This window comes from Bradyrhizobium sp. WSM1417 (genome assembly GCF_000515415.1).
GTDB lineage: Bacteria > Pseudomonadota > Alphaproteobacteria > Rhizobiales > Xanthobacteraceae > Bradyrhizobium.
In genome coordinates, this window is record NZ_KI911783.1 from 2,939,087 (window position 1) to 2,963,106 (window position 24,020).

The window sequence follows — 24,020 nt, forward strand, 5'->3', positions numbered from 1 at the left end:
GCGCTTCCAAGAATTCGCAAGATTTCACTGCTGAATATATGCGCATGTGGCGCTTCGATGATGCATGTGAGTTGGGCGCGGATGCGGTTTGGGCTTGTCAGGCTGACGAGACATGCTGGTACAACTTGACGGTCAGCCCAAATCTTTTGGTCCTGCTCAGAAGGAGATCGACTGATCACCGATAGCTTGGGCCGACGTCATGTTTTGGCGCGAGTAAATCACTCGGTATTCTCGTAGGGGTTGCCAGTCACTTTGCCGCGTCTTGGAGCGAAGCAGAGAGTTCCATCGCGGGAACTTCGCGACCGTGAGCGGAATGTCAGTGGCCCTCAGTTCCAGAGAGGAATCGCGAGGGGATCCGTCGACAGATCAGCTCGGGCGGGCCAGGAGGAGAAAGTTTCCGCGCCAGCCGACCGCAGCCGTGGCGATTGCGGCGATGACGATTTTTCCAGCAAGCCACGCCGCCTGCTCGCTCGGCGCATGACTGAGGGATCCGATCAGGATAGCGGCTGCGAGCGCCTGAAGGACCAGAGGCCAGCGCGGGACCGCCTCGAATCTGAGGGTAGGGCCAAGCCCGGCCACGATCGCTGCGAGCGTGGCGATCGAGGCGCAGGTGACGGCTGCTTGTGGCGAGAGGCCGGCCCAGACGGCAACCAGGGAGAACGCCGCAACCATTGCAAGCTGCCCGGCAGCAATGACGACGAGCCTGGTCGCGAGCTTTTCCAGGTGGGGAACGACCGCGATCGTCGCCTGCAAATGGGTATGGAGGAAGTAGAAAGCAGCGACCGCCGGCCCTGTCGCCAGGAAGCCCTGGACGCTCTCCCGCGGAACCAGGATGCGGGCCGCGTCCGGAATGAAGGCGACAAGCCCACCCAGCAGGACCAGGGTCGTGCAGATCATGAACTCGAACATGTGCCGCGTCGATTGTCTCGATGTCGTGGCGCTCCCGTGCTCGAAATCATTGACCACGTCAGGATAACTCACGGTGTGGATCGCCGCGTTGAGGACCCAGAAGGGACGTTGCAGCAGGTCGAGCGCAATGGAAAATCCTGCACCGGCTCCCGTGGCGCCCAGTCGCCCGACGACAATGATACGGAGCAGAACCGGCACGGACAAATGGATCACGGATGCGCCGGCCGCAAGCATGCCGTAACGCGAGAAGTCTTTCCAGTCAGCCAGCATTGTTCGCAGCGACACGCGATCCAGCGGCGTGCGATATGCGATGAGACCGGCAAGGAGCCCAAGCAGGTGACCCAATGCGATGCCGAGCAGCGTCGCTTCGGCTGTGCCTGAGATCATTCCGCCCGAGACAGCCCCGCCCAAAAGAGCCGTCGCACGCAAGGCAAGGAGACAAGAGGCGGTTCCCAGCCGGTTCGACAGTCGTACCGACAAGAAATACAAGTCGGTCGAGCCCTGAAGAACGGCCACGCTCAGGCCGAGGGCGATCAGCCGTGGCGTGAGGCCGCTGATCAGGGAGGCGCTGCTCCCGACCGCAACGAGCGCAGCGGCGCTCATGAGTGCCGCTGCAAAGAGCGACGATCTCAGTCGGGCAGCCTCGCTCTCCTTGGCGGCCGCGAGAAAGCGCAGCCCCGCGAGCTGCAGCCACTCGAACATGAGGACGCAGAGCAACTGGCTCGAGGCCATCGCGAGAGAATAATTGGTGTAGTCGGCGGCCGGCAACAGGTGACTGATCACAAAGATCAGGATGATCGCTGCTGCGCTTTGGTAAACGTAGCCGGCGATCGCGAAGAGACGTGTCATCTCGGAATGAAGCTACTCTTTGCCACCGCATGCGCTTGTGGCACCCCGGCTATTGCCGGGCGCACGGACGACATCCGTCGCTCACGCAGTTGTTCATACAGGTTCTTGTACGACGACAATACGTCGGAAAAGATCCACTTGTTCGTGTCCGCGATAAGCCGACGGCTGATCTCGTCGATCTTGTGCGGATCCGCAGCGATTTCGCGCATGCTCCTGGCCAGAGATTGTGGATCCGCTTCGGTCAACCACCCGGTTACGTCATGTTCGATCGCCTCCGGCATGCCGCCAAAGTGCGTACCGAGCAGCGGTCTGCCCGCCGCCTTGGCGTCCGCGACGACGAGCGGGCCAGGATCGTGCCAGATGGATGGCGCGACCACGACGTCGACTTGCCTGTAGAATTCATCGGGAGATACGAATCCCATGAACTCGACCCGTGCATGCGGCGCCAGTGCCCTCAGGCGCTGTTGTTCCTGATCGCCCAAGCGGCCGGCAATCATCATCCGGATCCGATCAGGTGGCAGCATGGCAAGCGCCCGCATGAGATTGTCGATGCCCTTCTCCTCGGTGATCCGGCCGATGAAGCCGAATGTCACTTCCGTCGTGCAGACAGGCCGCGGGTAGGGCGAGCGCGGCGGCTCGGTCGAGGCATTGCGGATGACGGTGCGGATTGGCGTCTCGGCAAACATGCCCATATCGGTGTGAATCGAAAGGACCCGCTCGCTGACGCCGACCACGGCATCGAGCCAATGCGTAGCGCGCTTGCGGTGGTACGTCAGGATCCCACAGCTCGTACAGGTGCGGTCGCAGGAGTGGCCCTTGTCGAAGCGGGAGCAGCGTGGACACGTCAAATAATAGTCATGAAGCGTATGCAGGACCGGAACTCCGAGCTTGGCAGCTACCCGCCAGATCGCCGTGGTCAGGCCCGATAAATTATTGGAATGCAGAACGTCCGGCTTGAAGGAGCGAATGCGCTCCGCGATCAGCGGAGCCTCGATCTGCCAATCGTCAATCGCATGCCAGATGCTTCGTTTCACGACGTTCTTTTGCTCCGTGAACGGCGCATACACGTTTTGCACCGGTGCGGAATAGACGTTGATACCGTTGCATAGTTCGCGCCCCTGCTCGGGTGCGGATGCGGCGCGTACCACCTCGACCTCGTCGCCGCGCTGAGCCAGGCCCTCGGCAAATCTCCGCGCGAAGATCTCTGCTCCGCCGACGATCTTTGGTGCCTGTGGGGTCGGGTAAAGTGTGGATGTCAAAAGGATCTTCATCGCGTCAACCTCTTTGTGCCGATCCGATTACCGTGCCGGCCGTATATCCAGTGCGGGAATGGCGTCATTATTGGCCGCGATCAGGACCGGCGTGCTCGAAACCGGCAGCCAGATCCCGGAGGCTGGCCTTGCGGTTGCATCGCAGGGGGCCGCGAAAGTCGCGCCCGGCAGATCGCCTCTGATCCGGACCTCGTAGCGTCGATCCGGGTCCTCGGACCAGACCGCGACTTTGCCGCCGGTGCTCGAGGTTGCTCCGATCGACATCACCCCGGTGGCAAGGCTTCTACGTTCCGCGGTCAGGGTGGACCGGATGAATGCCCAGGCGCCACGCGCCGCGCAAGCTACGGGTTTGGGCGAGTTGTCGAAGCCGTAGAGGCCGAAATTGTCCTCCAGCTCGGCCGGATTGTGGCCGCTGTTTTTGAGCTCATAGATCCACATTCCCTTGAGCCAGCGCGCCGCTGTCGAGGCCCACAGGATGAGCTGTGCCGTGTTATCGGCCTGGGCCTGCTCGCTGACACCGCATTTGTTTGCAGCCGTGGTCCAGCCAGTTTCGGTCACGTACACCGGGAAGTCGGGATTGCCGCTCGCCTGGCCGACCAGCCGATGGAAGGTCGTGAGGCGGTCGATAATCTCGGTCGAAGTGCGCTTCGCCGGCGCCATGCAGAAATTATAAAGATGAACTGAGGCGCCATCGGCGTATTGAAGGATGCCGGTTTGCAGCATCTTCTCCGTCCACGTCCAACCGGGATCGTCGCCGATCGCGCCGACGACGAAAGGCGCATTCGGCACCGCCTGCTTGACCGCAGGGCGTGCTGCCTTGGCGAGGGCCAGGTAATTCTCGGCTGAGAACGAAGCGTCCTTCTTGGCTGCCAGATTCCACTCGTTCCAGAGTTCGAAGATCGGGCGCTGCGGCGCTACTGATCGCGCGGCCGCTCCCGCATAGTCCGCGAACCGCTGCCGGGCTTCGTCCGTCGTCGGGGGCGACGAGTTCGGCACGAGGTGATGGCCGAATGCAAGGATGAGGAGCGGCCGGGCGATGCCGGACTGAACCTGCGCGTCGAGCCTGCCCAACCGCGGCGTGAATCCCATCCGATGGCCAGGCGATTCGAAATCAGACCAGGGAAAATCGTCGCGGAACGCGTTAAAGCCCAGTTGCTTGATCTGACCGACGTTCACGGAGGGCACGTAGCCTCGCGAACTGACCGGCCCTCCCAGTCCCTGATGGGTGCCGATACCCAACAGAAATCTGCTTTCAAGCGTCTGAGCCTGTTGAGCGCATGCCGGGACCGACAGAGAAACAGACGCGATGAGGCTCGCGATCCAGAGAAGCCCGTTGCGACCCAAGGTACGGTGGCCTGCCATCGCCTGGATCATACTCGTCATCATTACTCGCCTGCCGCAACTCACCTCAAGAAGGATTCGAGAGGTCCGATTGCAGTGCCACGTTCTGCTCGACCCCGCTTTTGTTGTCGTCGAGGAGCTCGACATAGACCTGATGCAGCTGGCGGTGTGTCTTCTGGACGTCATAAAACTGCTTGAAGCGATCGTAGCCGCGTTGCCCCAGGACCTCGAGATCCAGATTGATTATCCGTCGGAAGCCGTCGATGAGAGGTTGAACCGCGACAGGCTCGCAAAGCACGCCGGTAACTCCGTCAACGACGATTTCAGGGAGCGCTCCGCTGTGGAAGGCCAGGATGGGCTTGGCCGCACGCATCGCTTCCAGAGCGACGAGGCCGAAGGCCTCCCATCGTGACGGGATGACGACGAGATCGGCCGCCTCCAGGTGAGTCTCGATTTGCTGACGATCCAGCCAGCCCAGCAGCGAGACGTTGGCGGGAACCGCAGCTCCGTCGAACTTGTTGACGACGGAGGCGCCGACAATGCGAACATCCAGAACATCTTCGAGGGATCGTGCGGCCTCGATCAGGAGGTCGAAGCCCTTTTGTCGATCAAGGCGGCCGATGAAAAGGACCTTGGCCTTCTTTGAAGTCCATTCTGTCGCAACGCCGTGCGGCAGTGGGCGGCTCTTGGAGATGCCATTGTGTACCAGGGTCAGACGGTCGGTCGGAATTCCTGCCCGGACCGCTTCATTGAATTCATCGCCGGAAATGCAGATGATTCGATCCGACGTGCGGGCCAGAAGAGTCTCTGCAGCCTTTGCCGCCAGATGGCTCAGGCGGCCGGTCTCGCGCGAGAATGCCCAGCCATGCGGGCAATAGACGACGCGCGGACCTTCAGAACGAGCGGCCAACGCGGGCCTGAGAACGAGTCCGGCAAACGACGAATGGAGATGCATCACGTCGGGCTTGAAGGCGTCGAGCGCGTGCATGCTCGCCCGCAACATCTGAAATAGTCCGGCGATGCTGCGGCCCGATCTGTCGAAGGTCGTGATCTGGCTGTCATCGATTCCAACGAGGTCGTGGCGATGATCCGACGGCACAACATAGTGCACGTTCTCCGCGCCGAAGCTCGCTTGCTGCTGCGGATGCAATTCGTTCAGGTAGCTCGCTATCCCACCCCGGATGGTTTCCGCGACATGCAGCACCTTCATCGCCTGCCTTGCGGAAGATTGAGTTGGGACGATCGACATGGCGCATCCTTAATTGAGCATCAACGGATGCGATCACAATCCATCCAATCCATAGCGAGATTTAGGCAGCGGTGTGGTGTTGTTGCGCCGCGATGTCGAAGCTCGCTGCTTCGAAGTCGGACGTGCGCATGGAACTCGTTGGATGCTGAGCCGCTGTTGGTCGCTATGCGCGCGACGCGAGAAAATCCAACAGTGCTCGCGCCGAGTCTTGCCACGAGTATAATGCAAGACGATCCTGTTGCTTTCTGCGCTCCTGATCAGAGATTGCGCCGACTGCCAACCTTTCGAGCATAAGCTGTTGCAGCGCTTGAGCGTCGTTGGCGCAAAAATAAGCAGCTGCTTCGCCGCACGTTTCCATCACCGCATCAGCCGTCGAGGCTATGACCGGACAGCCGAAGATCATGGCCTCAAGTGGCGGTACACCAAAGCCCTCGTAAAGAGAGGGAAAGACAAACGCCAGAGCGTTCGCGTACAGAGCTGCAATCTCCCCGTCCGCCAGGCGTCCCGCCAGAAGCAGGCCCGATTCGCTCTCGCCCAGATTTTCTTGAAATACCTTGCTGTTGTCTCCGCCGACAATGACGAGTGGGACGTCCTTTCGTTCGAGCAGCCGCGCCGCCTCGATTGCAACGGCGAGATTCTTGTTCTTGGTTCTGGAGCCGACAAAGAGAAAATATTTTCCCGTCTGAAGCCCCAGTCGGTCGAGAATACCGGGATCAGGCGTTGTGGACGCGAAATGCTCCGCGCTGTTGGGGAATATCGGAATGTCCGTTTTCGAAAGGCCAAGCATTGCAGCCAGTTCATTGCGAGAAAAGGCCGATACGGTCGCGATCGTGGCCCGGCGTGCAAGCAGGCGCCCCATCGTGCGGTGGACGGCCAGATAGCGCCAATTGAAGAAATCGGGCCGGCGGAAGACCTGTGCGTCGTGGATGACGACGATATGATCGCGATGAAACACAGGTCCGGCATTGGCCAGACTGATCAGGCGACCTCCAGCGGCAGCGCGCGCAAGTTCGATCTGATCCCATGCATGTCCGCTCAGCCGTCCTATCTTGCGCACCTTGATGCGCGTGAGATTGATCGCTTCGCTGGTCTCGCTCGGCACGAGCAGTTGCCACTCGGCTCCTCTGAGGGCAGCGGGCAACTGGTCGGATGCAAGCAGGGTATCCATCGATTTGACCAGTTCGGCGGCATAGCGCTGAACGCCGGTCAGCTTTTGCGAGAGAAAGCGGCCGTTGATGAAGAGTTTCAAGTCGTTACCGTGGTTGATCGAGTCCGTTTACGTTCTTGTGCTGCATGGATCAGGCCAGCAGTCGAATCCATAGAACCAATTGTTGGGAACGAAAATATGACGGGCAAGAACGTCGTCGCACCCATCGATTTCTGAACGGCGTGGCGTACGGGCGTGATGAACGTTGCGCCGTATGTCTCGGAGGAGAAGACGCGGGTTGCTGGGCCAGCTTCAGTCGATTCATTCGCGGAAAGGCGAGCGAGCGGATCGATCGGAACGCCGTCTCTCCTGATGGCTTCCAGTTTGCCTACACGGTTGCTCCACGTGTCCTCTCAGCTCGCGGGTCGAGACACATCGCGTCAAACGGCAATGGCGTCGCGGAACAAATGGCTTGTACGTAGGTTTCTGCATCGGGGGCGCGTAAAGGAGTGCGACGTGGTCTGGTTACTCTTTTCCCTCGCGATCGTGTCGCTGGTCGTCCTCGCAGGCCGGGCCCACAGTCACCATCTGGACCGGCTGCAAGCTGATCCCGTGCGCCAGCTCATGCTGGGCCTGAGCTTTGAGAGGTCCGTCCCCGCTAGGGTCTGTCGTCATCGCGCATAGCTTCAGCAGGCGACGCTGGACCTCAGCTGAACCGTGGCGGGACAGTCATGCGGCTACTAGGCCGTCGAAGGGCCACCACCGTTACTGAACACGATTTTTCAGATGATCGGCGCGCTCTCCTGAAAGCTCATGAATGTCGCCGGGCCCGCAACATTGCTTATCCCGTCGGAGAATAGGCTGCTACCAAGATGCCGTCCCACGCATCATACGCGGTCATCGAAACGTCGTGCTGGCGGGGGGGCTGGAAACAGCACCCCAACGACCCGGCTGAGCAACGCGGCATCGACAAGCTGAAAGTCATCGAGTTATCGAATTGGGGTGCCGATGCCGGGATCGACATCCCAATCGACACATTGGGTCAATATCCCGAGCTCAACCCGAAGACCGCGAGCGGGCTCGACGGGCTCCAGCTTGTATTTGGGCCGAACACGATCGCCCTTCGGTAATTCAGCGCAGGCCTCGCCACGGATGTCCCGCTCGGGAAAAAGCTGCGGCCGGACGTGGTATTGCGTCGAACGTGCCGAGCACCAATGCACCTGGTGCAATGAACCGCAGCTGGGCTGGGTCGGGAGAGCGCCGGTTCGTGAAGGAGCCTTATCGCAAGCGTAGAAATAACGGCAGCGACAAGACGCTCGCTCCCCGAGCAGAGCCGTTGACCTGCGTCCGCTACCTCCGGTGGGAGCTTCACCACGCGGAGATCGATCCAGTGAACCTTTATTCGCTTCGATTGCGATAGGTTAAATCGATGCCTGCATCTTGCGGCGTTCCAGTTGCATGATCTTGATCTTGATCGTGTGGCCTTTTGACGTCGGAGACAGGAAAATCCACAAGGCGATGGGGCATGCGGCGAAATACCTCGTCAGCGGGCGCTCTGTTCGTCAAAAAATGTTGAGAACCGCTATGCGGCCGTCGGCGCCAAATTGCGGCGGCGATAAGCGAGGAAGCCGACACCGACAAAGCCTAGGACCATCATCGCCCAGGTGGAAGATTCAGGCACCGCAGCGACCGTGAAGACAAATTGCTCGTCGGTGTAATTATTGTCAGTCCAGTGCGTATCGCGCTGACTGAGGTCCTCGAAGCCAACATAAGTCCCGGCCGGAATCTTTCCATGGCCGGTGAATGCCGTGGAGTAGACGTGATTCACGTGATCATCGTTCCTGGAAATGTCGGAATAGTATTTGAACCCTGTCGTCTTGACGTCGACGTAGAAGACCAGCGTGTCGCCGGCACTCACATTGCCGAAGTTGTACATCGTGCCGAAAGGACTGCTGTGGTTATCAAGGGCCGTGCCCCTGTCCTGGCCGTTGACGAGCAGCCCAAGGCTCTCGCTGAACAATGCTCCCGATCCATAGAAATATGCGTTCAGCGAACCGGTTGAACTCGCGGCAAAAGTGTACTTGGTCGGATTTTCCGTCCCTTGGTGTTGGTAGGGAATCGTAGCTGCTTGTGCTGATGTGGCCGCAACGAGGCCCAAGAGGGCGGTGGCAAAACACGTCTTCATCATTACAGGTCTCACACGTTAACCATTTAATATTTGATTTATTATTCAATAAATTTTAACGGGGGTCAATCGGTTTAATTGTGAAATTGTCCCTTTGGGGGGAGCTGGGGCTGCGGGGAGCGACGGGCCAGCCGGTGAGACTGACCGCCAACTGTCCCAAACTGCCGCCGCGACTCGCGGGGTGCCTTTCGAGCTTGGTCGCCTGATGCGCTATCGCTTTTGCACCTGTCTCGTTGTGGACGAGTTGTCCGACGGGTGCAAGGAGGTCTGCTTCAGATGATGCGCCCGCAGCTCGGCCTGTGCCACCCGCTCTCGCAGAGAAATGATGTCGGACATCAGACGGAGGAGGTCGGCATCGGAAATTGGCTCCTTCCACACCATTCTTTTCATCGGAAGTTTAAACCGGGGCATTTATGAACCGAAGAAATGGCTTTGAAACTGGAATAGATTGCATCGGGAGAACCTCCCGAATGTTGAGACGTTCCAATTATGCGCCTGGACCAGGAGCAATCGGACGAGCAAATTATTTCTGCATGTTGCGGGAAGCAATTGCCGGATGGCTTCAGTTCATGAGCACCTATGCCGCCTGGAAGCTGTCCGAGGGGGTGCCGTAACGGAAGGACCATTTGTAGTCAGGTTGATCAATCTAGTTTCATCGCGTCGTCATCGACCGGCGCACTGCCATCGAAATTTGCTTGATATCTCCCGATTTCGCCAGCCGGTCGTAGTGGAGACGCTCCTGGCAACACTGCCAGCCAACCAATCTCTCTGATAGTGTTTGTTGTGACTGCCCAATCCTTGCCCCAGGTCTGGACACTACTTCGCGGAACGAAGGAATGAAGGAATGACAAATTCTCGCGCCGTGATCGTTACCGGCGCTGCCGGCTTCATCGGAATGCACGTTTGTGAACGGCTGTTGGCGCGCGGCGAACGTGTCGTTGGCATCGATTCATTTACACCTTTTTACGACCCGGCGCTGAAGCGCGCGCGCCTCGAAACCCTGAAGCACCATCCAGGCTTTCGCTCCTATGAGCTCGACCTCGTCGATTTTGCTGCGCTAACGTGCGTATTCGACGAGGTTACTCCTGATCGCGTCGTTCACCTTGCGGCGCAGCCCGGCGTGCGCGCCTCGATCGACGATCCCATCACCAGCATCCGCGCCAATTGTGATGGCTTCGTCACCGTGCTCGAAGCCGGCCGGCGCCACGCTCTGGCGCATCTCGTCTACGCCTCGTCGAGCTCCGTGTATGGCGCCAATCGCACCTTGCCGTATTCGACCGAGCATTCGGTCAATCATCCGGTCAGCCTCTATGCCGCTAGCAAGAAGGCCAACGAACTGATGGCGCACACGTTTGCGCATGTTCACAAGCTGCCGGTGACCGGTCTTCGCTTCTTCACTGTGTATGGTCCATGGGGCCGGCCCGACATGGCCGCCTGGCTCTTCACGCGCGCGATCCTCGCGGGTGAGCCGATCAAGCTTTTCAATAATGGAAAGATGTGGCGGGATTTCACCTATGTCGACGACATCGTCGAGGGGGTGATCCGCACCCTCGATCGTCCCGCGACACCGAATCCCGCGTGGAGCGCCGAGCAGCCGGAAAACTCGTCGAGCTATGCGCCGTATCGCGTCTACAACATCGGCAACAACCGCTCGGTCAATTTGATCGAGTTCGTCGAGACACTGGAGAAGATCATCGGCAAGCCCGCGATCCGCGAGCTTCTGCCGATGCAGGCCGGTGACGTCCTCGAGACGCGCGCCGACATTTCGCCCCTGCAACGCGACGTCGGCTTCACGCCCTCGACGCCGCTGGCGGATGGCTTGGGCCACTTTGTCGAATGGTATAGAAATTATCACCGCATATAAACCCCTCTGATCGAGTAGCTCACACGTGTCCCAAAAAATTATTCCCCTGATCATGTGCGGCGGTGCCGGAACGCGGCTGTGGCCGGCTTCGCGCGAGGTGCGCCCCAAGCAATTCCTGCCGCTGTTCGGCACCCGCTCGACGTTCCAGGACACGCTGTTGCGCGTCTCGGAGGCCTCGCTGTTCGATCGCCCGATTGTCATCACCAATGCCTCCTACCGCTTCATGGTGCTGGAGCAGCTCGCGGAAATCGGCATCGAGGCTGACGTGATCCTCGAGCCGATGCGGCGCGATTCCGGGCCGGCGATCGCCGCCGGCGCGGTGTTCGCGCAGAACCGCGCCAGTGAGGCGATCGTGCTCGCGCTCGCCGCCGACCACGTGGTGCAGGACAACGCCGCCTTCGTCGCGGCGTGCCGCCAAGGCCTCACTGCCGCAAGCGCCGGACGCATCGTCACCTTCGGCGTCAAGCCGGAGCGGCCGGCGACCGAATACGGCTATATCAGCCCGGGCGAGGTCATCTCCGGCGAGGTGCACGCGGTCGCGCGCTTCGTCGAGAAGCCGGACGCCGTGAAGGCGGCCGACTATGTCAATTCCGGCTATCTCTGGAACAGCGGCAATTTCATGTTCCCGGCCAGCGTCTTGCTCGACGAATACCGCAAGGTCGATGCGGCGAGCGTGGAGGCGATCTCCAATGCCGTCAGTAACGCCGGCCGCGATCTCGGCTTCGTGACGCTGGAGCCCGAGGCGTTCGGCGCGGCCAAGGCGATCTCGATCGACTATGCGGTGATGGAGAAGACCGCGCGCGCCGCGGTCGTGCCGGTGTCGTGCGGCTGGTCCGACGTCGGCTCCTGGCACGCAGTGTGGGAATTGTCGGACAAGGACGCGCAAGGCAATGCTTCGCACGGCACCGCCGTGTTCGAGGATAGCCGCAACTGCAACGTCACCACCGACTCTGCGCTGGTCGCACTCGAAGGCGTCGACGATCTCATCGTGGTTGCGACTGCCGATGCGGTGCTGGTCTCGCGCCAGAAGGATGCCAACGGGCTGAAGCGGCTGGTCACAAAACTCAAGGCGGTCGCGCCGAAAGTCACCGAGGAGCATCTCAAGGTGCATCGGCCCTGGGGCAGCTACCAGTCGGTCGACAATGGCGAGCGCCACCAGGTCAAGCGCATCGTGGTGAAGCCGGGCGGGCGGCTGTCGCTGCAGAAGCACCATCATCGTGCCGAGCACTGGATCGTGGTCCGCGGCACCGCCCGCGTCACCGTCAACGAGACCGTCAAAAGCGTGCACGAGAACGAGTCCATCTACATCCCGATGGGCGCGGTGCACCGGATGGAGAACCCCGGTAAAATCATGCTGGAGCTGATCGAGGTCCAGACGGGAAGCTATCTCGGGGAAGACGACATCATCCGGATTGAAGACGACTATCAGCGTTCCTGAACTCGAGCGTGCCTGCCCGGGTTGACCCGGAGGGCCGATTTGTCCAAGAAGGACCGGCTGTGCGTCGGCTGCGCAGGAGTGGCTGCGCCGCCGGTGACATGTGCGACGGAACATCTTGACCGGACTTGAGGCTTCAGACCATGCGCGAGCGGATCGCTCTCATCACCGGTGTGACCGGTCAGGACGGCGCCTATCTCGCCGAATATCTGCTGTCGCTCGGCTATGTTGTGCACGGGATCAAGCGGCGTTCGTCCTCGTTCAACACCGCGCGGGTCGATCATCTCTATCAGGACCCGCATCTGGGGAACGTGCCGTTCCTGATGCACTACGGCGACATGACCGACTCGACCAATCTGATTCGCCTGGTGCAGCAGATCCGGCCGACCGAGATCTACAATCTCGCCGCCCAGAGCCACGTCGCCGTCAGCTTCGAGAGCCCGGAATACACCGCTAACGCCGACGGCATCGGCGTGCTGCGCCTGCTGGAAGCGATCCGCATCCTCGGCATGGAAAAGAGGACGCGGTTCTACCAAGCCTCGACCTCCGAACTCTATGGCCTCGTCCAGGAGATCCCGCAGAAGGAGACCACGCCGTTCTATCCGCGCTCGCCCTACGGCGTCGCAAAACTCTACGGCTACTGGATCACGGTGAACTATCGCGAGGCCTATGGCATGTTCGCGAGTAACGGCATCCTGTTCAATCACGAGAGCCCGCTCCGCGGCGAGACCTTCGTCACCCGGAAGATCACGCGCGGCGTCGCCCGCATCGAGGTCGGCCTCGAACAGACGCTCTATCTCGGCAATCTCTCGGCCAAGCGCGACTGGGGCCATGCCCGCGACTATGTCGAGGGCATGCACAAAATCCTACAGGCCGACAAACCCGACGATTTCGTGCTCGCCACCGGCGAGATGCACTCGGTGCGTGAGATGGTCGAGCTGTCGTTCTTGCAGGTCGGCCGCCGCATAGAATGGCGCGGCGAGGGCGTCGACGAGACCGGCGTCGACACCAAGACCGGCAAGACGGTGGTGAAGATCGATCCGAGCTATTTCCGCCCTACCGAGGTCGATCTCCTCGTCGGCGATGCCAGCAAGGCACGCGAGGTGCTCGGCTGGAAGCCGAAGCGGAGCTTTACAGAACTCGTCGCGGAGATGATGGCGAGCGATCTGGCGAACGCAAAGCGGGATGCGGCGAGTGGCAAACGTACCGTTTGAGCTGACAGGCAAGAGCGTCTACGTCGCCGGCCATCGCGGCATGGTCGGCAGCGCGCTTGCGCGCCGGCTCGAGCGGGAGAACGTCAAACTCATCACCGTGGACCGGCGCGAGGTCGATTTGCGCAACCAGGCCGCGGTGTTCGACTGGTTCGCGAAGACGCGGCCGCAAGTGATCTTCCTCGCCGCGGCAAAGGTAGGCGGCATCGCCGCCAACAACACGCTGCGCGCCGAATTCATTTACGACAACATCGCGATCGCGGCCAACGTGATCCAGGCCGCGCATCAGAACGGCGCCGGCAAGCTGATGTTTTTGGGCTCGTCCTGCATCTACCCGAAATTGGCGGCGCAGCCTTTGCGCGAGGATTCCGTGCTCACCGGTCCGCTGGAACCCACCAACGAGCCCTATGCGATCGCCAAGATCGCCGGGATCAAGATGGCCGAGGCCTATCGCAGCCAGTATGGCAGCGACTTCATCAGCGTGATGCCGACCAATCTTTACGGCCCCGGCGACAATTATCACCCCGAAATGAGCCACGTGGTCGCGGCGCTGATCCAGCGCTTTCACGAGGCCAAGGTTACGGGCGCGAAGAGCGTCGTGGTCTGGGGCACGGGCACGCCGCGGCGCGAGTTCCTCTATGTCGACGACATGGCGGATGCCTGCGTGCACCTGATGAAGACCTATTCGAGCGCCGAGCTGGTCAATATCGGCACAGGCGAGGACATCACCATCGCCGAGTTTGCGCGGGTCGTCGCCGAAATTGTCGGTTACAGCGGCGAGATCAGTTTCGACAGCTCGCGGCCAGACGGCACGCCGCGCAAGCTGCTGGACGTCAGCCGCCTCGCAAAACTGGGCTGGCGTGCCACGACATCGCTTCACGATGGCATGAAGCGCGCATACGCGGCGTACCTGTCGCATACGTAGAATGTAACAAATGCATGTTGAGTGATTCGTGGTGTTGTCCGCTGGTGTTGTTCGCGACGCCTGTCACGCCGGGCGTCCAAGGTTTATTCGGTTCGCGAAGCAACCTGGCCCAATGTTGGGCGTGCGGACGGATGGAGGGAAAGTCTAGGGAGTTCAATGAAACATCCGTCTTCAGCGGTAGAGGTTTTCCTAGATTGCTATAACCGGCACGAGCTATGTGGGACTGGTGTCGGAGGCCTGCTTTGTGGATTTCGGTCGCGACGTCATCTGCGTCGACAAGGGCGACAATAAAGTCGCGGCTCTTCATCCCGGCAAGATTGCTATCTACGAGCCTGGGGTCGACGAGCTCGTGGCGACCACGCCAAGGCCGAGCGCTGAAGTTCATCACCGATCTGTCCAAGCCGGTCGGCGATGCCGATGCCGTGTTGATCGTAGTCGGCACGCACTCGCGCCGCGGCGATGGCCACGCCGATTTGTGCTATGTCTATGCGGCCGCGGAAGACATCGCGCAGTCGCTGTCCGGTTCAACGTCGTGGTGACCAATTCGACCGTACCGGTCGGCATCGGCAACGACGTCGAACGCATCATCCGCGAGGCCAACAAGGCCGATATCGTCGTCGCATCCAACCCTCAATGCCAGCACTTAGTTAAGCGGAGAGGTTCAGGTGGAACTGCGTTCCCTCTCTCACGTTTGCGGGAATGGCAAAGAAGCAGGTCGGAATAGAAGTCATTGAAGAGGGGAGAGAGCGTTTTCTCGTGAAGACGTTCGACGATGGTTCCAAGGAGCGTCAGCCGATCATGGCGAGGCCGCGCAAGAAGCGACCGCGACGCATCGACTGGAGTCGGAAGCTGAAGTCGGGCCTGAAGAAAGGATTCTAGAAAGAGATAGCACCGCGCTCGTGCTTCAAGAGAGCGTACTCAACTGCTGTGGCCGCATTTTATTCCAGGCACTCCAGTTTGCAATTGCCTCACCGATCGAAGCGATAATGGACATTTACCAATCACCCTCGTGACAGCAGATGTGGGCTTGCCGACCTGTTGCACGAGGCGCCGTCAAGCGGCGGATGAGGGCCGCGTCTTAGGCCACTTAGATGGCGACTCCGACAACGATGCGACAATGGAGCAACAGTCCACATCGCCCCTCGCGCGAGCACGCTAGTGTTTATCTGCACGAGGGGGCCCGATCAGGCCAGCTGTCCGAAACAAACTAGAAGCTGCCGCGGGTAACAATGAAGGTCACACGTGGAATCGGCGCTGCAGCCATTTTCCTAATCATAATTAGCTCGGAAGCGCCGCGGGCCATCACAGACCGGGCGAGCGAATTTCCTGCTCGGAAGTCAGGTACTACATTGCTCAGCCCGAGTTGGCGGATCGGGATCGCTGGCCTTCACCGACTAATGGCGGTGCGGGGCTGGTGCCGGCGCTCGGCTCGGCACTTTGACCGCGGCGCGGCCGGAGAGGTCGACGCGGATTTTGGCCGGCAGTTGCGATAGCTGGCTGTAGACCGACACCGGCGCGATGATCTGCAGCGAGCCGAGAACGCCCGTTGTCACCAGCTCTGCGGCCCAACCGGATTGCGTCGTGATTGCCGGCCCGCTTGCCGCCTTGAAAATTGAGCCCGGGCGCGCCAGGCCTTTTGTAACGTCGGCGTCGTACGGAAAATGCTTCGCAGCAATAGCGCAGCGGGTGTGCCGTCGCCTTGGCTGAGGACCATGGCGGTCGCCACCCGCGAACGTAGCACCCCGCGCCGGCGCGCCGCGCTCTCGGCGCAGGTGATTGCCGTTGATCAGACGGCGGCAATCGGCGCGAGTCTGGACCGCGACGCAGCGGTGCGCAAGTTAGATTGTGCTATGTTGCCAACATGCCGCTCACGCAGCACAAGCGCCGCGATCCGGTCCGGGTCGATCAGAGCTATGATGTCGTAGCAATGGCTACTACGATTGGGACCGTAATCCGCGAGAACTCGGACCCACGCTGCTCGAGGTCACGTTGCGCGTGACGCGGTCGCCTTAACCTTGAGAAGTGAGGTTAATCCGAACGTCGGCTTGCGACCGGACGCGCTTGCCGCTAACGCTTATTGCGCCGGACAGGGCTGATCTTACCCCAAGCCGATCCCAAAGACCACGATTTCAATTGTCCGGCGCGGGCCGCCAGCGACGCCCCACCGCTGGCGGCCCACCCGTTTTTGCGAGGATGTTGGCGCAGATGACGTTCGCGAATCTTTCAGACGAATACATCATGCACATGTACGAAAGCATCCGCGATCAAGTGCGCGCCGATGCGAGGTCTGGCATTCGTTTGATGGGTGAGCCGGCGAAAGTACGTGCAGAGGAACTGCGCCGCGAGATTGACCGCCGCGGATTGGAGTGCCCCCCGATTGAATGGCCCGAAGGCACCTGAACGATGTAGCAGTGATTACCTGCCGGGTGACGCTCCGCCGACTGTCGCGGATCGCCTTGCATCGCGGCGCGGGGTGCGCCTCAATTTCGCCGCCCGACTCAGGCTGAGGTTGTATTGGTTGCCGGCGTCTCGTTTACGACGGTTCTCGATCCCGAACCGGCGCACAACGAAGCGGAGCCGAAGGCCCGGCGAGAACCCCATCGAACCGGGCCTTTGCGCTCATTCATTTGCGCGAAGCGCACGCGACAACGTCATCGCATAATCGTGCCGATTCGCTTTGCGCAGCCAACGTTGCTTTGCGGGGTCCAGGTGAAAGAGCCAACTTCGCTGGCTGCTTCGATCGAGTCGGCTTTGGGCCGATTTTGTTGCAAAAGTCGGCTGCAATGGATTTGGCCGCTGGGCCTTTCGTTGAGCCGCGCTTTGAAGCGCTGGCCCTGACGCATTTTTACGCAACTTGGACGCTACGCTACGCGATGCGCAGAACCTGAGCCGGCGGCGGTCGTGCGACCAGCGATGCAACCGCCTCCTGGCGGCTAGAACTGCGTCCGCGGATCTGGGCTTCGATGAAGTAGAGCCCGGCGATACGTTCGAGCGCCTCGCTGGCGATCGGTGCGGGACCGGCCGCGGCGAGTTCGTAGAAGCGCCGGCGCACATGTGACCAGCAGAACGCCAGTTCTACGTCACCGCGCTCGGCCATGACCCCAGTTCACCCTCGCAGCCACCGCCCAGAACCTCCGCAAAATGGCCAAGCTGATCCCAATGCCAACCCCAAGGCTCGCATAAGAACTGGTGAGCCCTTCGTCCGCATCGCAACTCGTACCATTACAGCGGACTACTTCGGGCCTTTTTCAACAGAATCGGTCACAAGCGGAATTGGCAATGCCGTGCGAGGAACCACCAAACTAGCGGCCCTCAGGGGCCCTTCCCTTTGCAAGACCTAATTGCCGAATTGAGCACGTAGCGTGATGGATCATTTGATACTTCGCTTGCCGAACGGCTTGCGGCGTATGTCAATTAAACTGACATATATTTGGGATTGCCGGATTATCCCGGCAGTCGCCAGATTCTTGTTGGCAGAAGCGAGTCATCTTGGCATGCTCCTGTCACCGGAGCTGCACGTTCATCTCGCATCTATTTACACCCGGGGCCTGAAGCTACGGCAACGCTGCGGCAGGCGTTTCAGTACGTGTTGTTTACATCAACTAATGAACTTCTGAGGCCGCCTTTAGGTGGCCTCTTCGTTGAGAATTCAATTCTGCGGGGACATTGCAATGGCAAAACCAGCCGTTTCCCGTGATGCTTTTCGTGGACTACTCGCTTTCTACGCGACGAAGGCTCATCACGATCACAAAGCCGAAGCCGAGGAGTGCCTTTTGAGGGTGTTCGGATCTGCAGAATACATTCCTGATCGCCTCCTGCAGCAATGGTCCGAAAAAGCTGATCTACTCGGTCCAGAAACCTTCGGTAGTGTAGTGGAGCCGCGGGCCCTTGAAATCGCGAGCGGCGGCGCGCGGTACGACCATGCGAGTGATTTTCTCCACTCGCTCCTGAGAGACCTCGGGCGAAAAGTGTAGTGATCAGATGCGCCGTTTCCGCTGCTCTTGCCGGACCGGTCAATGACAGACCATCGCCAGGCACGACCGCGCTTATGTATCGACAGATCAAAAAGAGCAAAATCGCCAGCGTTCATCGCGGGAAACTTTCAAATACGCACTTGGAAATGGACAGGATACATTACAAATCTGACGGGAAAACTTTGGGGCAACGGATATTAGTTGAAGCTTAAAACGTTTGAGGCTATCCGACGATCTCCGGTAACTATCCATATAGAATGCGACCGAAATTTGCGTCGTGAAGTTCCGAGATGCTTTTAACCCGGACTGCCTCACCGAAAGCCTCCAGATGTCCTGCTCATCTACCGATAAGGTCGCGCTCTTCATCGATGGAGCTAATCTCTACGCGACGGCAAAAACTCTGGGCTTCGACATCGATTACAAGCGCCTGCTGAAGGAGTTTCAGAGCCGCGGGACGCTGCTGAGGGCGTTCTACTACACCGCGATCATCGGGGATCAGGAATACTCCTCGATCCGGCCGCTGATCGACTGGCTCGACTACAACGGCTACACCGTCGTCACCAAGGCGACCAAGGAGTTCATCGACGCCTCCGGCCGCCGCAAGGTCAAGGGCAACATGGACATCGAGCTCGCCGTGAACGCGATGGAACTCGCCGAGCACATCGATCAGATGGTGCTGTTCTCGGGTGACGGCGACTTCCGCTCCCTGGTCGAGGCCGTTCAGCGCCGCGGCGTGCGGGTCACAGTGGTCTCCACAATCGCCAGCCAGCCACCGATGATCGCCGACGAGCTGCGCCGCCAGGCCGATGTCTTCACCGATCTCATCGAGCTTCAATCCAAGGTCGGCCGCGACCCATCCGAACGCCCCGCCCCGCGCGACCGCGGACACATGCCTAGATTCTTGCAAGAGCCCAAGGGAAACGACTCCCTCGCCTAAACGATCGGCGAATGCGACTGGACAGGTCGGTAAGGAACGCTTTTGAGCTACCCGTGGCACCTACCTGTTCCTTCCGGGCGTGCCACACATCGGCAGTAACGTCAGACAAGATCGCGACGCGTTCCTGTGACAGTGTCGCCACCCGCCAAGATGGCTCTTTCGAAGAGCTTGGGGAGATGGTGGTCCGTGGGGGCGCGGCCGATCCAGCAACCGTTGCTAAGTGCGAGCTCGCTAAGCCACCGATCAGATGTCAAAGCTAAAGAATAAGGGCCTTTTCGCCGTCACCTGGTGCGATGTTTCTTTGGGTCTTGGGTGTGTGCAAACGAATAGGTCGGCAAGCGGCCGTGGTCGCCAATCGGATGCATCGCGTCGGAGCGTCCAATGACCGGTCAAAGTGGTTATCGCGACGCGATATTGCGCTTTTGGAGGCACTTTCTGGCCTTCAAGCGGCGCAAATGGCTGCAATCAGGCGCGGTTTGCCGACGATGTTCATTGCCCGGGTGAGGTTATAGGCGAGAACATGCAGGGCCATCTCAGCGGCAACATTCCGTAGGCGCTTCATCAGGAAGTGGGTCGCACCCATACGGGCTCTGATCGTGCCGAAGGGATGCTCGACCGTCTCGCGCCGCGTCCGCATGGCGTCGGGATTGGAATCGAGCCGTCTCTGGAATGTTGGTGTGGTGATAGGGCAGCAGCTGGCCGGACGGGCAGCGGTAGACGTCCTCATCAGGCGGGTAGGCGAAGTCCTGTTTGCCGAACCGACCTTCCGCCTTGGCGTTCGAAGTGATGGGCTTGGGCAGCGTGACTGCAAAGCCAGCCTCTTCGCAGGCCAATATCTCCTCTCCGTCGAAGTAGCCACGGTCGGCGACCGCCTCGAGTTTGTCCACTTCGAGCACTTCTTTGGATTTCTTCGACATCCGAGCAAGCTGCCCACAGTCGTTGCCGACGTTTATGACCTCATGCGTAACAATCAGATGGTGTTCGGTGTCCACCGCGACCTGGACATTGTAGCCGACGACACGCGTCCGCTGGTGGCCATCGAACGGGCATCCGGATCGGTCAGCGATATCTGTTGATCCGGCGTGTTGCGCATCTGCGCATCAAGCGCCGAAGCTGCGTTCGCAATGTCAGCTTGCGTGGCCAGAGCCGAACTAGGTAATGCACCTAGGGCGATCCATGGCGTACGCTTAACCATCTGTAAGGTATCATGCATTTAAGATGGAGGCTTCCTAGCCTCACCATTTGTATATATGAGATTGCCGTGGCCTCAGATAATGATGACGAGCTGGCTGTTTTGACGCGAGAGATCGCAGACATGGCGATCTATGTTCGGGATCAAACAGTTCTGATCGAGGTTCTTGAAGAGGATGGACATGACGTGTCCGAGTGCCAAAGAGAGCTAGCCAGGGAGCGATCGCATTTGGCGACACGGATCGCGAGGCAATTCAGGCTGCTCGAAATAACGTCGGCTCATGAAGGAAACGAGCCGGTCTCGCCGACCCAATGATAACCATGTCGGATCGCCGGAAGATCGACCGTGCGGAGGTCGACTTAGCCGCCTACATTTTTGGAGATGGCGGCAGCCAACGTTGCCGCGTGTTCAACATCTCGGAGGACGGGGCGGGGATCGAGTTGCAGACGAAATTGCATATGCGTGCCACATTCAAGATGATGTTGGAAAGAGACCGTATCATCAGAGATTGTCGTCTGGTTTGGTGCAGCGAAACTCGCATCGGCGTTGTGTTCAAAACGGATTAAGTCGGCTAGGCCCATCCGCCATCACCGCGGGATTTCGGTGCTATCGCGCCATATCGGCCGGCCTGTCGCCCTGGTGAAGCGCGCGCAGAGATCTCCTCCAGGTTATCATCGTCTTCGGTCAAGACAAGAACGCTCTCAATTCGGATCTCGATCATGCCGGTTACCGCCGAGGGCGCGTGTCCGAAGGGGCCAATCGTAACCTCTGTCCGCGCTCCACTAGCGTTGCGGTGTACCAACCAGCGCCATCTGCGGCGCAACTGCAAGCCGCAATCGTTTCGACCGTAGGCTCAGTCTCCACTGCAAGTGCTGGACCATATGACTGGATGAGCAATAAACCATATGTTGCTTGCGCACAGCAGGCTTACAGCCACAGCCAGTTAGTTACCCAGTTCTGCGGTCATACGGCCGGTGTGATCGCCTACAACCGCGATCGTCGCGCTTGCTACAGGCAGAATGGCTACCCGGATGCCTAACGTTGTTCACGCGGTGATCCGCGACTTCAAGTTCCCCGACCGCATCGTCCTCGGCACCGCCGACGAGTGCGGCCGCAAGGTGATGAGCGACAACTATGGGCCGCTCTCGCTGAACCAGGCGCCGCTGATGTTTACGGAACGCCGCACCGCCGAGATAATCAAATACGCCGCCAACGCATTCGTCGCGACTATCACCTTCATCAACGAACTCCGCAGACGTCTCCGAAAAGTCCGCGCCAACGTGCAGGAGGTCGCGCGCGGCATCGGCCTGGAAAACCGCGTCGGCGCCAAATTCGCATGCAGGTCCCGGGTTCGGCGGTCGTGCTCTCCGAAGGACACGAAGGCGCTGATCAAGATCGCGAAAAATCACGACGTGTCCTTGCATTGTCCTCGCGGTCAACGAGAACCGCAAGCGCGCGATGGCGCGAAAAGTGAGCCAGGCCCTCGGCGGCTCACTGGCGCGGCAAGACCACCGCCGTGCTCGGCTCACCTTCAAGCCGAATACCGACGACATGCGACGGCTTCGTCTATGAGAGCGTCTGACGGTCGTCCCAAGCTAAACTTAAGCTCGGCCGGACAATGCGGAGTTGAGCGTCGCTTCCCCAATGAGGAGCGGACGGAATAGTCTTCAGTGTGGTATGCTGCTCGCCGGCGAGCATTTCGTTCATCAGCCTTGGCTTCCGATGAGGACGGTCATGACCGAAGACACGCACACGATCCGCAGCGGTCGGCTCACCGCGACCATCAAGGCGCAAGGCGCGGAGATGTGTTCGCTGGCGAGCGATGCCGGCATCGAGTTCGTCTGGCAGGCGGAGCCGGCCTGGCCGCGTCATGCGCCGCTGCTGTTTCCGATCGTCGGGCGTCTCGCCAAAGACGAATTGCGGCACCGGGGCAGGACCTACCGGCTGACCCAGCACGGCTTCGCGCGTGACAGCCGCTTTGCGTGGGCGGAACGTGGCGAAAGTCGCTGTGTCCTGGTGCTCGAAGACAGCGATACGACGCGCGCGCTCTACCCCTTCGCGTTCCGCCTGACGGCAACCTATGCGCTCGACGAATCCGGTCTCGATGTTTCACTCGTGGTCGCGAACACCGGCAAGGAGATGTTGCCGGCCTCGCTCGGCGGCCATCCCGCTTTCAACTGGCCGCTACAACCGGGACTGGCGAAGGAGAGTTACGCGCTGAGCTTCGCGAACGCAGAGCCATCTCCCGTCCGCCGTCTCGACGGCGGCTTGCTGCGTCCGGTAACAGAGCCGAGCCCGATCAAAGGCTCCGTGTTGCCTTTGTCCGAATCCCTGTTCGTCGACGACGCAATCATCTTCGATCGGATCGCGAGCAATTCAGTCCGCTATGCCGCGGAGCAGGGCGCCTTCACCGGGCCGTGGTTGAAAATGTCATGGCACGGCTTTCGCGAGCTTGGCGTCTGGTCGAAACCATCGGGCGCGCCGTTCCTCTGCATCGAGCCCTGGCGCGGCTATGCCAGTCCCGCCGGCTTCGACGGCGAGTTCAGCGACAAGCCGGGCCTGATGCACATCGCGCCCGGGACGGAAGAGCAATTGTCATTTCGGATTGAGGTTGGATCGTCCTGAGGCCGGACGGCCTTCGCGCATCTCGAGTTCTCAGACCTCGATCCGCGTGAGGTCCTCGCCGAGCACGACAGGACCCGAATAGTCCCGCCTGACATCCGCAAGCAGCGCGTTCAGCATGGAATCGTCAGTGCGAGGCCGGTGATGGGTCAGCGCGAGCTTCCTGACGCCGGCCTTGGCCGCGACCTTGCCGACTGTATCGCCGCAGGCCATCGTGAATTTCGCAAGCCGGCGCAGGTGCTCGTTGTCGATCTCCGGCGTGGCGAGGAAGCAGCACTGGACCAGCAGGTCAGCCCCCTCAGCCAGTCGCTCGAGACCGGGGCAGGGCACCGTGTCGCCGGAAATTGCGATGACCTTGCCCTCGGCCTCGAAGCGATAGCCGAGACACATCCAGCGTGCGAGGAAGGCCGGGGACATGTCGAGGCCGTCGCCATGCGAGACGAGTTCGGCGCTGATCTTCCAGCGCCCGGTGTCGAGAACGGGGCCGGGTATGATGTCGGTCGCGACGACCGGTTTCCAACCGCCGAAGCTCGGCTCGCCCTGATCGCGCCAGGCGATGTCCTTGTCGTAGACCTGCGTGACCAGCGTATTGACGAGCCGTTCGGTATCCGGCGGACCATAGATGCGCAGATCGTCCTTGCGCCCGTGCAACCATGAATTGAGCATCACGTCGTAGAGGTCGCCGATGTGGTCGAAATGGTGATGGGTGAGAAAGACCGTATTGATGGAGCCGAGCGGCACGCCAGCCTTGCTGAGCTGCACCATGACGCCGCGGCCTGCGTCGATCAGGATGTTTTCCTCGCCGAGCCTGATCAGCGTGGTCGTCGCCATGCGGCGCGGGTCCGGGCGCGGGCCGCCGGTGCCGAGCAGGATGACTTCCATGGCGCCACCTCCTGGGGGCAGACTTTT

Annotated in this window: 20 protein-coding genes and 3 pseudogenes; 13 read left to right on the forward strand and 10 right to left on the reverse strand. The window is 60.3% G+C overall.

What is annotated here, in order from left to right; genetic code table 11:
* Positions 1 to 366 precede the first annotated feature (366 nt).
* From BRA1417_RS0114145 to BRA1417_RS0114165, 5 genes are all read right to left on the reverse strand, one after another.
* Positions 367 to 1,758: a hypothetical protein gene (locus BRA1417_RS0114145; RefSeq protein ID WP_027516296.1), complete on the reverse strand. Its 1,392-nt coding sequence runs from the start codon at positions 1,756 to 1,758 to the stop codon at positions 367 to 369.
* The gene (locus BRA1417_RS0114150) at positions 1,755 to 3,029 is read right to left on the reverse strand and encodes a glycosyltransferase family 4 protein (RefSeq protein ID WP_027516297.1); all 1,275 of its coding nucleotides are present in this window, start codon (positions 3,027 to 3,029) and stop codon (positions 1,755 to 1,757) included. The genes BRA1417_RS0114145 and BRA1417_RS0114150 overlap by 4 nt, the downstream gene beginning before the upstream one ends.
* A gap of 27 nt (positions 3,030 to 3,056) precedes the next feature.
* Positions 3,057 to 4,403 carry a glycoside hydrolase family 5 protein gene (locus BRA1417_RS0114155; RefSeq protein ID WP_245286232.1) on the reverse strand — a complete coding sequence of 449 codons (1,347 nt, stop codon included), beginning with the start codon at positions 4,401 to 4,403 and terminating at the stop codon, positions 3,057 to 3,059.
* Between the two features lie 34 nt (positions 4,404 to 4,437).
* Positions 4,438 to 5,619 (reverse strand): glycosyltransferase, encoded by a 1,182-nt coding sequence (locus BRA1417_RS0114160; protein WP_245286233.1) that lies wholly within the window; start codon positions 5,617 to 5,619, stop codon positions 4,438 to 4,440.
* Between the two features lie 163 nt (positions 5,620 to 5,782).
* Complete coding sequence (locus BRA1417_RS0114165; RefSeq protein WP_027516300.1) at positions 5,783 to 6,868, reverse strand: glycosyltransferase family 1 protein; 1,086 nt, start codon at positions 6,866 to 6,868, stop codon at positions 5,783 to 5,785.
* 770 nt (positions 6,869 to 7,638) lie between these two features.
* Between BRA1417_RS0114165 and BRA1417_RS0114175 the strand changes: the two genes are divergently transcribed.
* Complete coding sequence (locus BRA1417_RS0114175; RefSeq protein WP_027516301.1) at positions 7,639 to 7,896, forward strand: hypothetical protein; 258 nt, start codon at positions 7,639 to 7,641, stop codon at positions 7,894 to 7,896.
* A gap of 452 nt (positions 7,897 to 8,348) precedes the next feature.
* Here the strand turns inward: BRA1417_RS0114175 and BRA1417_RS46285 are convergent.
* Positions 8,349 to 8,462, reverse strand: a pseudogene (locus BRA1417_RS46285) (PEP-CTERM sorting domain-containing protein); the annotation flags it as partial.
* Positions 8,463 to 9,795: 1,333 nt separating this feature from the next.
* On the opposite strand from BRA1417_RS46285, the gene BRA1417_RS0114200 reads away from it, so the two are divergent.
* From BRA1417_RS0114200 to BRA1417_RS44070, 6 genes and pseudogenes are all read left to right on the forward strand, one after another.
* A complete protein-coding gene (locus BRA1417_RS0114200) occupies positions 9,796 to 10,815 on the forward strand; it encodes an NAD-dependent epimerase/dehydratase family protein (protein ID WP_027516304.1) in 1,020 nt (339 codons plus the stop codon).
* 25 nt (positions 10,816 to 10,840) lie between these two features.
* Positions 10,841 to 12,253 carry a mannose-1-phosphate guanylyltransferase/mannose-6-phosphate isomerase gene (locus BRA1417_RS0114205; RefSeq protein ID WP_027516305.1) on the forward strand — a complete coding sequence of 471 codons (1,413 nt, stop codon included), beginning with the start codon at positions 10,841 to 10,843 and terminating at the stop codon, positions 12,251 to 12,253.
* 140 nt (positions 12,254 to 12,393) lie between these two features.
* The gene (gene gmd / locus BRA1417_RS0114210; protein ID WP_027516306.1) at positions 12,394 to 13,464 is read left to right on the forward strand and encodes a GDP-mannose 4,6-dehydratase; all 1,071 of its coding nucleotides are present in this window, start codon (positions 12,394 to 12,396) and stop codon (positions 13,462 to 13,464) included.
* Complete coding sequence (locus BRA1417_RS0114215) at positions 13,436 to 14,386, forward strand: GDP-L-fucose synthase (protein ID WP_027516307.1); 951 nt, start codon at positions 13,436 to 13,438, stop codon at positions 14,384 to 14,386. The genes gmd and BRA1417_RS0114215 overlap by 29 nt, the downstream gene beginning before the upstream one ends.
* Positions 14,387 to 14,579: 193 nt before the next feature.
* Positions 14,580 to 15,020 (forward strand): annotated as a pseudogene (locus BRA1417_RS42790) (UDP-glucose 6-dehydrogenase); the annotation flags it as partial.
* Between the two features lie 65 nt (positions 15,021 to 15,085).
* Positions 15,086 to 15,265, forward strand: a complete 180-nt coding sequence (locus BRA1417_RS44070) for a hypothetical protein (RefSeq protein ID WP_027516309.1) — start codon at positions 15,086 to 15,088, stop codon at positions 15,263 to 15,265.
* Positions 15,266 to 15,780: 515 nt separating this feature from the next.
* On the opposite strand, the gene BRA1417_RS44075 is transcribed toward BRA1417_RS44070, so the two are convergent.
* Positions 15,781 to 15,939 (reverse strand): hypothetical protein, encoded by a 159-nt coding sequence (locus tag BRA1417_RS44075; protein ID WP_156948756.1) that lies wholly within the window; start codon positions 15,937 to 15,939, stop codon positions 15,781 to 15,783.
* A gap of 652 nt (positions 15,940 to 16,591) precedes the next feature.
* Between BRA1417_RS44075 and BRA1417_RS0114235 the strand changes: the two genes are divergently transcribed.
* Complete coding sequence (locus BRA1417_RS0114235; RefSeq protein ID WP_035969388.1) at positions 16,592 to 16,786, forward strand: hypothetical protein; 195 nt, start codon at positions 16,592 to 16,594, stop codon at positions 16,784 to 16,786.
* Positions 16,787 to 17,282: 496 nt separating this feature from the next.
* Here BRA1417_RS0114235 and BRA1417_RS0114240 read toward each other — a convergent pair.
* Positions 17,283 to 17,483, reverse strand: a pseudogene (locus BRA1417_RS0114240) (transposase); the annotation flags it as partial.
* Between the two features lie 574 nt (positions 17,484 to 18,057).
* Between BRA1417_RS0114240 and BRA1417_RS0114245 the strand changes: the two are divergent.
* Together BRA1417_RS0114245 and BRA1417_RS0114250 are read left to right on the forward strand one after the other, a co-directional pair.
* A complete protein-coding gene (locus BRA1417_RS0114245; protein WP_035968535.1) occupies positions 18,058 to 18,360 on the forward strand; it encodes a hypothetical protein in 303 nt (100 codons plus the stop codon).
* Positions 18,361 to 18,688: 328 nt separating this feature from the next.
* A complete protein-coding gene (locus BRA1417_RS0114250; protein ID WP_027516313.1) occupies positions 18,689 to 19,297 on the forward strand; it encodes an NYN domain-containing protein in 609 nt (202 codons plus the stop codon).
* A gap of 442 nt (positions 19,298 to 19,739) precedes the next feature.
* On the opposite strand, the gene BRA1417_RS45640 is transcribed toward BRA1417_RS0114250, so the two are convergent.
* Entirely contained in the window at positions 19,740 to 20,231 is a 492-nt protein-coding gene (locus BRA1417_RS45640) for a transposase (protein ID WP_371259991.1), read from the reverse strand.
* A 578-nt stretch (positions 20,232 to 20,809) separates the two neighbouring features.
* On the opposite strand from BRA1417_RS45640, the gene BRA1417_RS0114270 reads away from it, so the two are divergent.
* From BRA1417_RS0114270 to BRA1417_RS0114280, 3 genes are all read left to right on the forward strand, one after another.
* Positions 20,810 to 21,055, forward strand: a complete 246-nt coding sequence (locus tag BRA1417_RS0114270; RefSeq protein ID WP_027516316.1) for a PilZ domain-containing protein — start codon at positions 20,810 to 20,812, stop codon at positions 21,053 to 21,055.
* A 465-nt stretch (positions 21,056 to 21,520) separates the two neighbouring features.
* Positions 21,521 to 22,153 (forward strand): hypothetical protein, encoded by a 633-nt coding sequence (locus BRA1417_RS40500; protein ID WP_027516317.1) that lies wholly within the window; start codon positions 21,521 to 21,523, stop codon positions 22,151 to 22,153.
* A gap of 70 nt (positions 22,154 to 22,223) precedes the next feature.
* Positions 22,224 to 23,114 carry an aldose 1-epimerase family protein gene (locus BRA1417_RS0114280; RefSeq protein ID WP_027516318.1) on the forward strand — a complete coding sequence of 297 codons (891 nt, stop codon included), beginning with the start codon at positions 22,224 to 22,226 and terminating at the stop codon, positions 23,112 to 23,114.
* A gap of 30 nt (positions 23,115 to 23,144) precedes the next feature.
* Here the strand turns inward: BRA1417_RS0114280 and BRA1417_RS0114285 are convergent, their stop codons facing one another.
* Positions 23,145 to 23,993, reverse strand: a complete 849-nt coding sequence (locus BRA1417_RS0114285) for an MBL fold metallo-hydrolase (protein WP_027516319.1) — start codon at positions 23,991 to 23,993, stop codon at positions 23,145 to 23,147.
* Between the last annotated feature and the right edge of the window lie 27 nt (positions 23,994 to 24,020).

Coding starts and splice junctions, on each gene's coding strand:
- BRA1417_RS0114145 (WP_027516296.1), bottom strand. CDS start 1,758: ATGACACGTCTCTTCGCGATCGCCGGCTACGTTTACCAAAGCGCAGCA.
- BRA1417_RS0114150 (WP_027516297.1), bottom strand. CDS start 3,029: ATGAAGATCCTTTTGACATCCACACTTTACCCGACCCCACAGGCACCA.
- BRA1417_RS0114155 (WP_245286232.1), bottom strand. CDS start 4,403: ATGATCCAGGCGATGGCAGGCCACCGTACCTTGGGTCGCAACGGGCTT.
- BRA1417_RS0114160 (WP_245286233.1), bottom strand. CDS start 5,619: ATGTCGATCGTCCCAACTCAATCTTCCGCAAGGCAGGCGATGAAGGTG.
- BRA1417_RS0114175 (WP_027516301.1), top strand. CDS start 7,639: ATGCCGTCCCACGCATCATACGCGGTCATCGAAACGTCGTGCTGGCGG.
- BRA1417_RS0114200 (WP_027516304.1), top strand. CDS start 9,796: ATGACAAATTCTCGCGCCGTGATCGTTACCGGCGCTGCCGGCTTCATC.
- gmd (WP_027516306.1), top strand. CDS start 12,394: ATGCGCGAGCGGATCGCTCTCATCACCGGTGTGACCGGTCAGGACGGC.
- BRA1417_RS0114215 (WP_027516307.1), top strand. CDS start 13,436: ATGCGGCGAGTGGCAAACGTACCGTTTGAGCTGACAGGCAAGAGCGTC.
- BRA1417_RS44070 (WP_027516309.1), top strand. CDS start 15,086: ATGGCAAAGAAGCAGGTCGGAATAGAAGTCATTGAAGAGGGGAGAGAG.
- BRA1417_RS0114235 (WP_035969388.1), top strand. CDS start 16,592: ATGACGTTCGCGAATCTTTCAGACGAATACATCATGCACATGTACGAA.
- BRA1417_RS0114245 (WP_035968535.1), top strand. CDS start 18,058: ATGGCAAAACCAGCCGTTTCCCGTGATGCTTTTCGTGGACTACTCGCT.
- BRA1417_RS0114250 (WP_027516313.1), top strand. CDS start 18,689: ATGTCCTGCTCATCTACCGATAAGGTCGCGCTCTTCATCGATGGAGCT.
- BRA1417_RS0114270 (WP_027516316.1), top strand. CDS start 20,810: ATGTCGGATCGCCGGAAGATCGACCGTGCGGAGGTCGACTTAGCCGCC.
- BRA1417_RS40500 (WP_027516317.1), top strand. CDS start 21,521: ATGCCTAACGTTGTTCACGCGGTGATCCGCGACTTCAAGTTCCCCGAC.
- BRA1417_RS0114280 (WP_027516318.1), top strand. CDS start 22,224: ATGACCGAAGACACGCACACGATCCGCAGCGGTCGGCTCACCGCGACC.
- BRA1417_RS0114285 (WP_027516319.1), bottom strand. CDS start 23,993: ATGGAAGTCATCCTGCTCGGCACCGGCGGCCCGCGCCCGGACCCGCGC.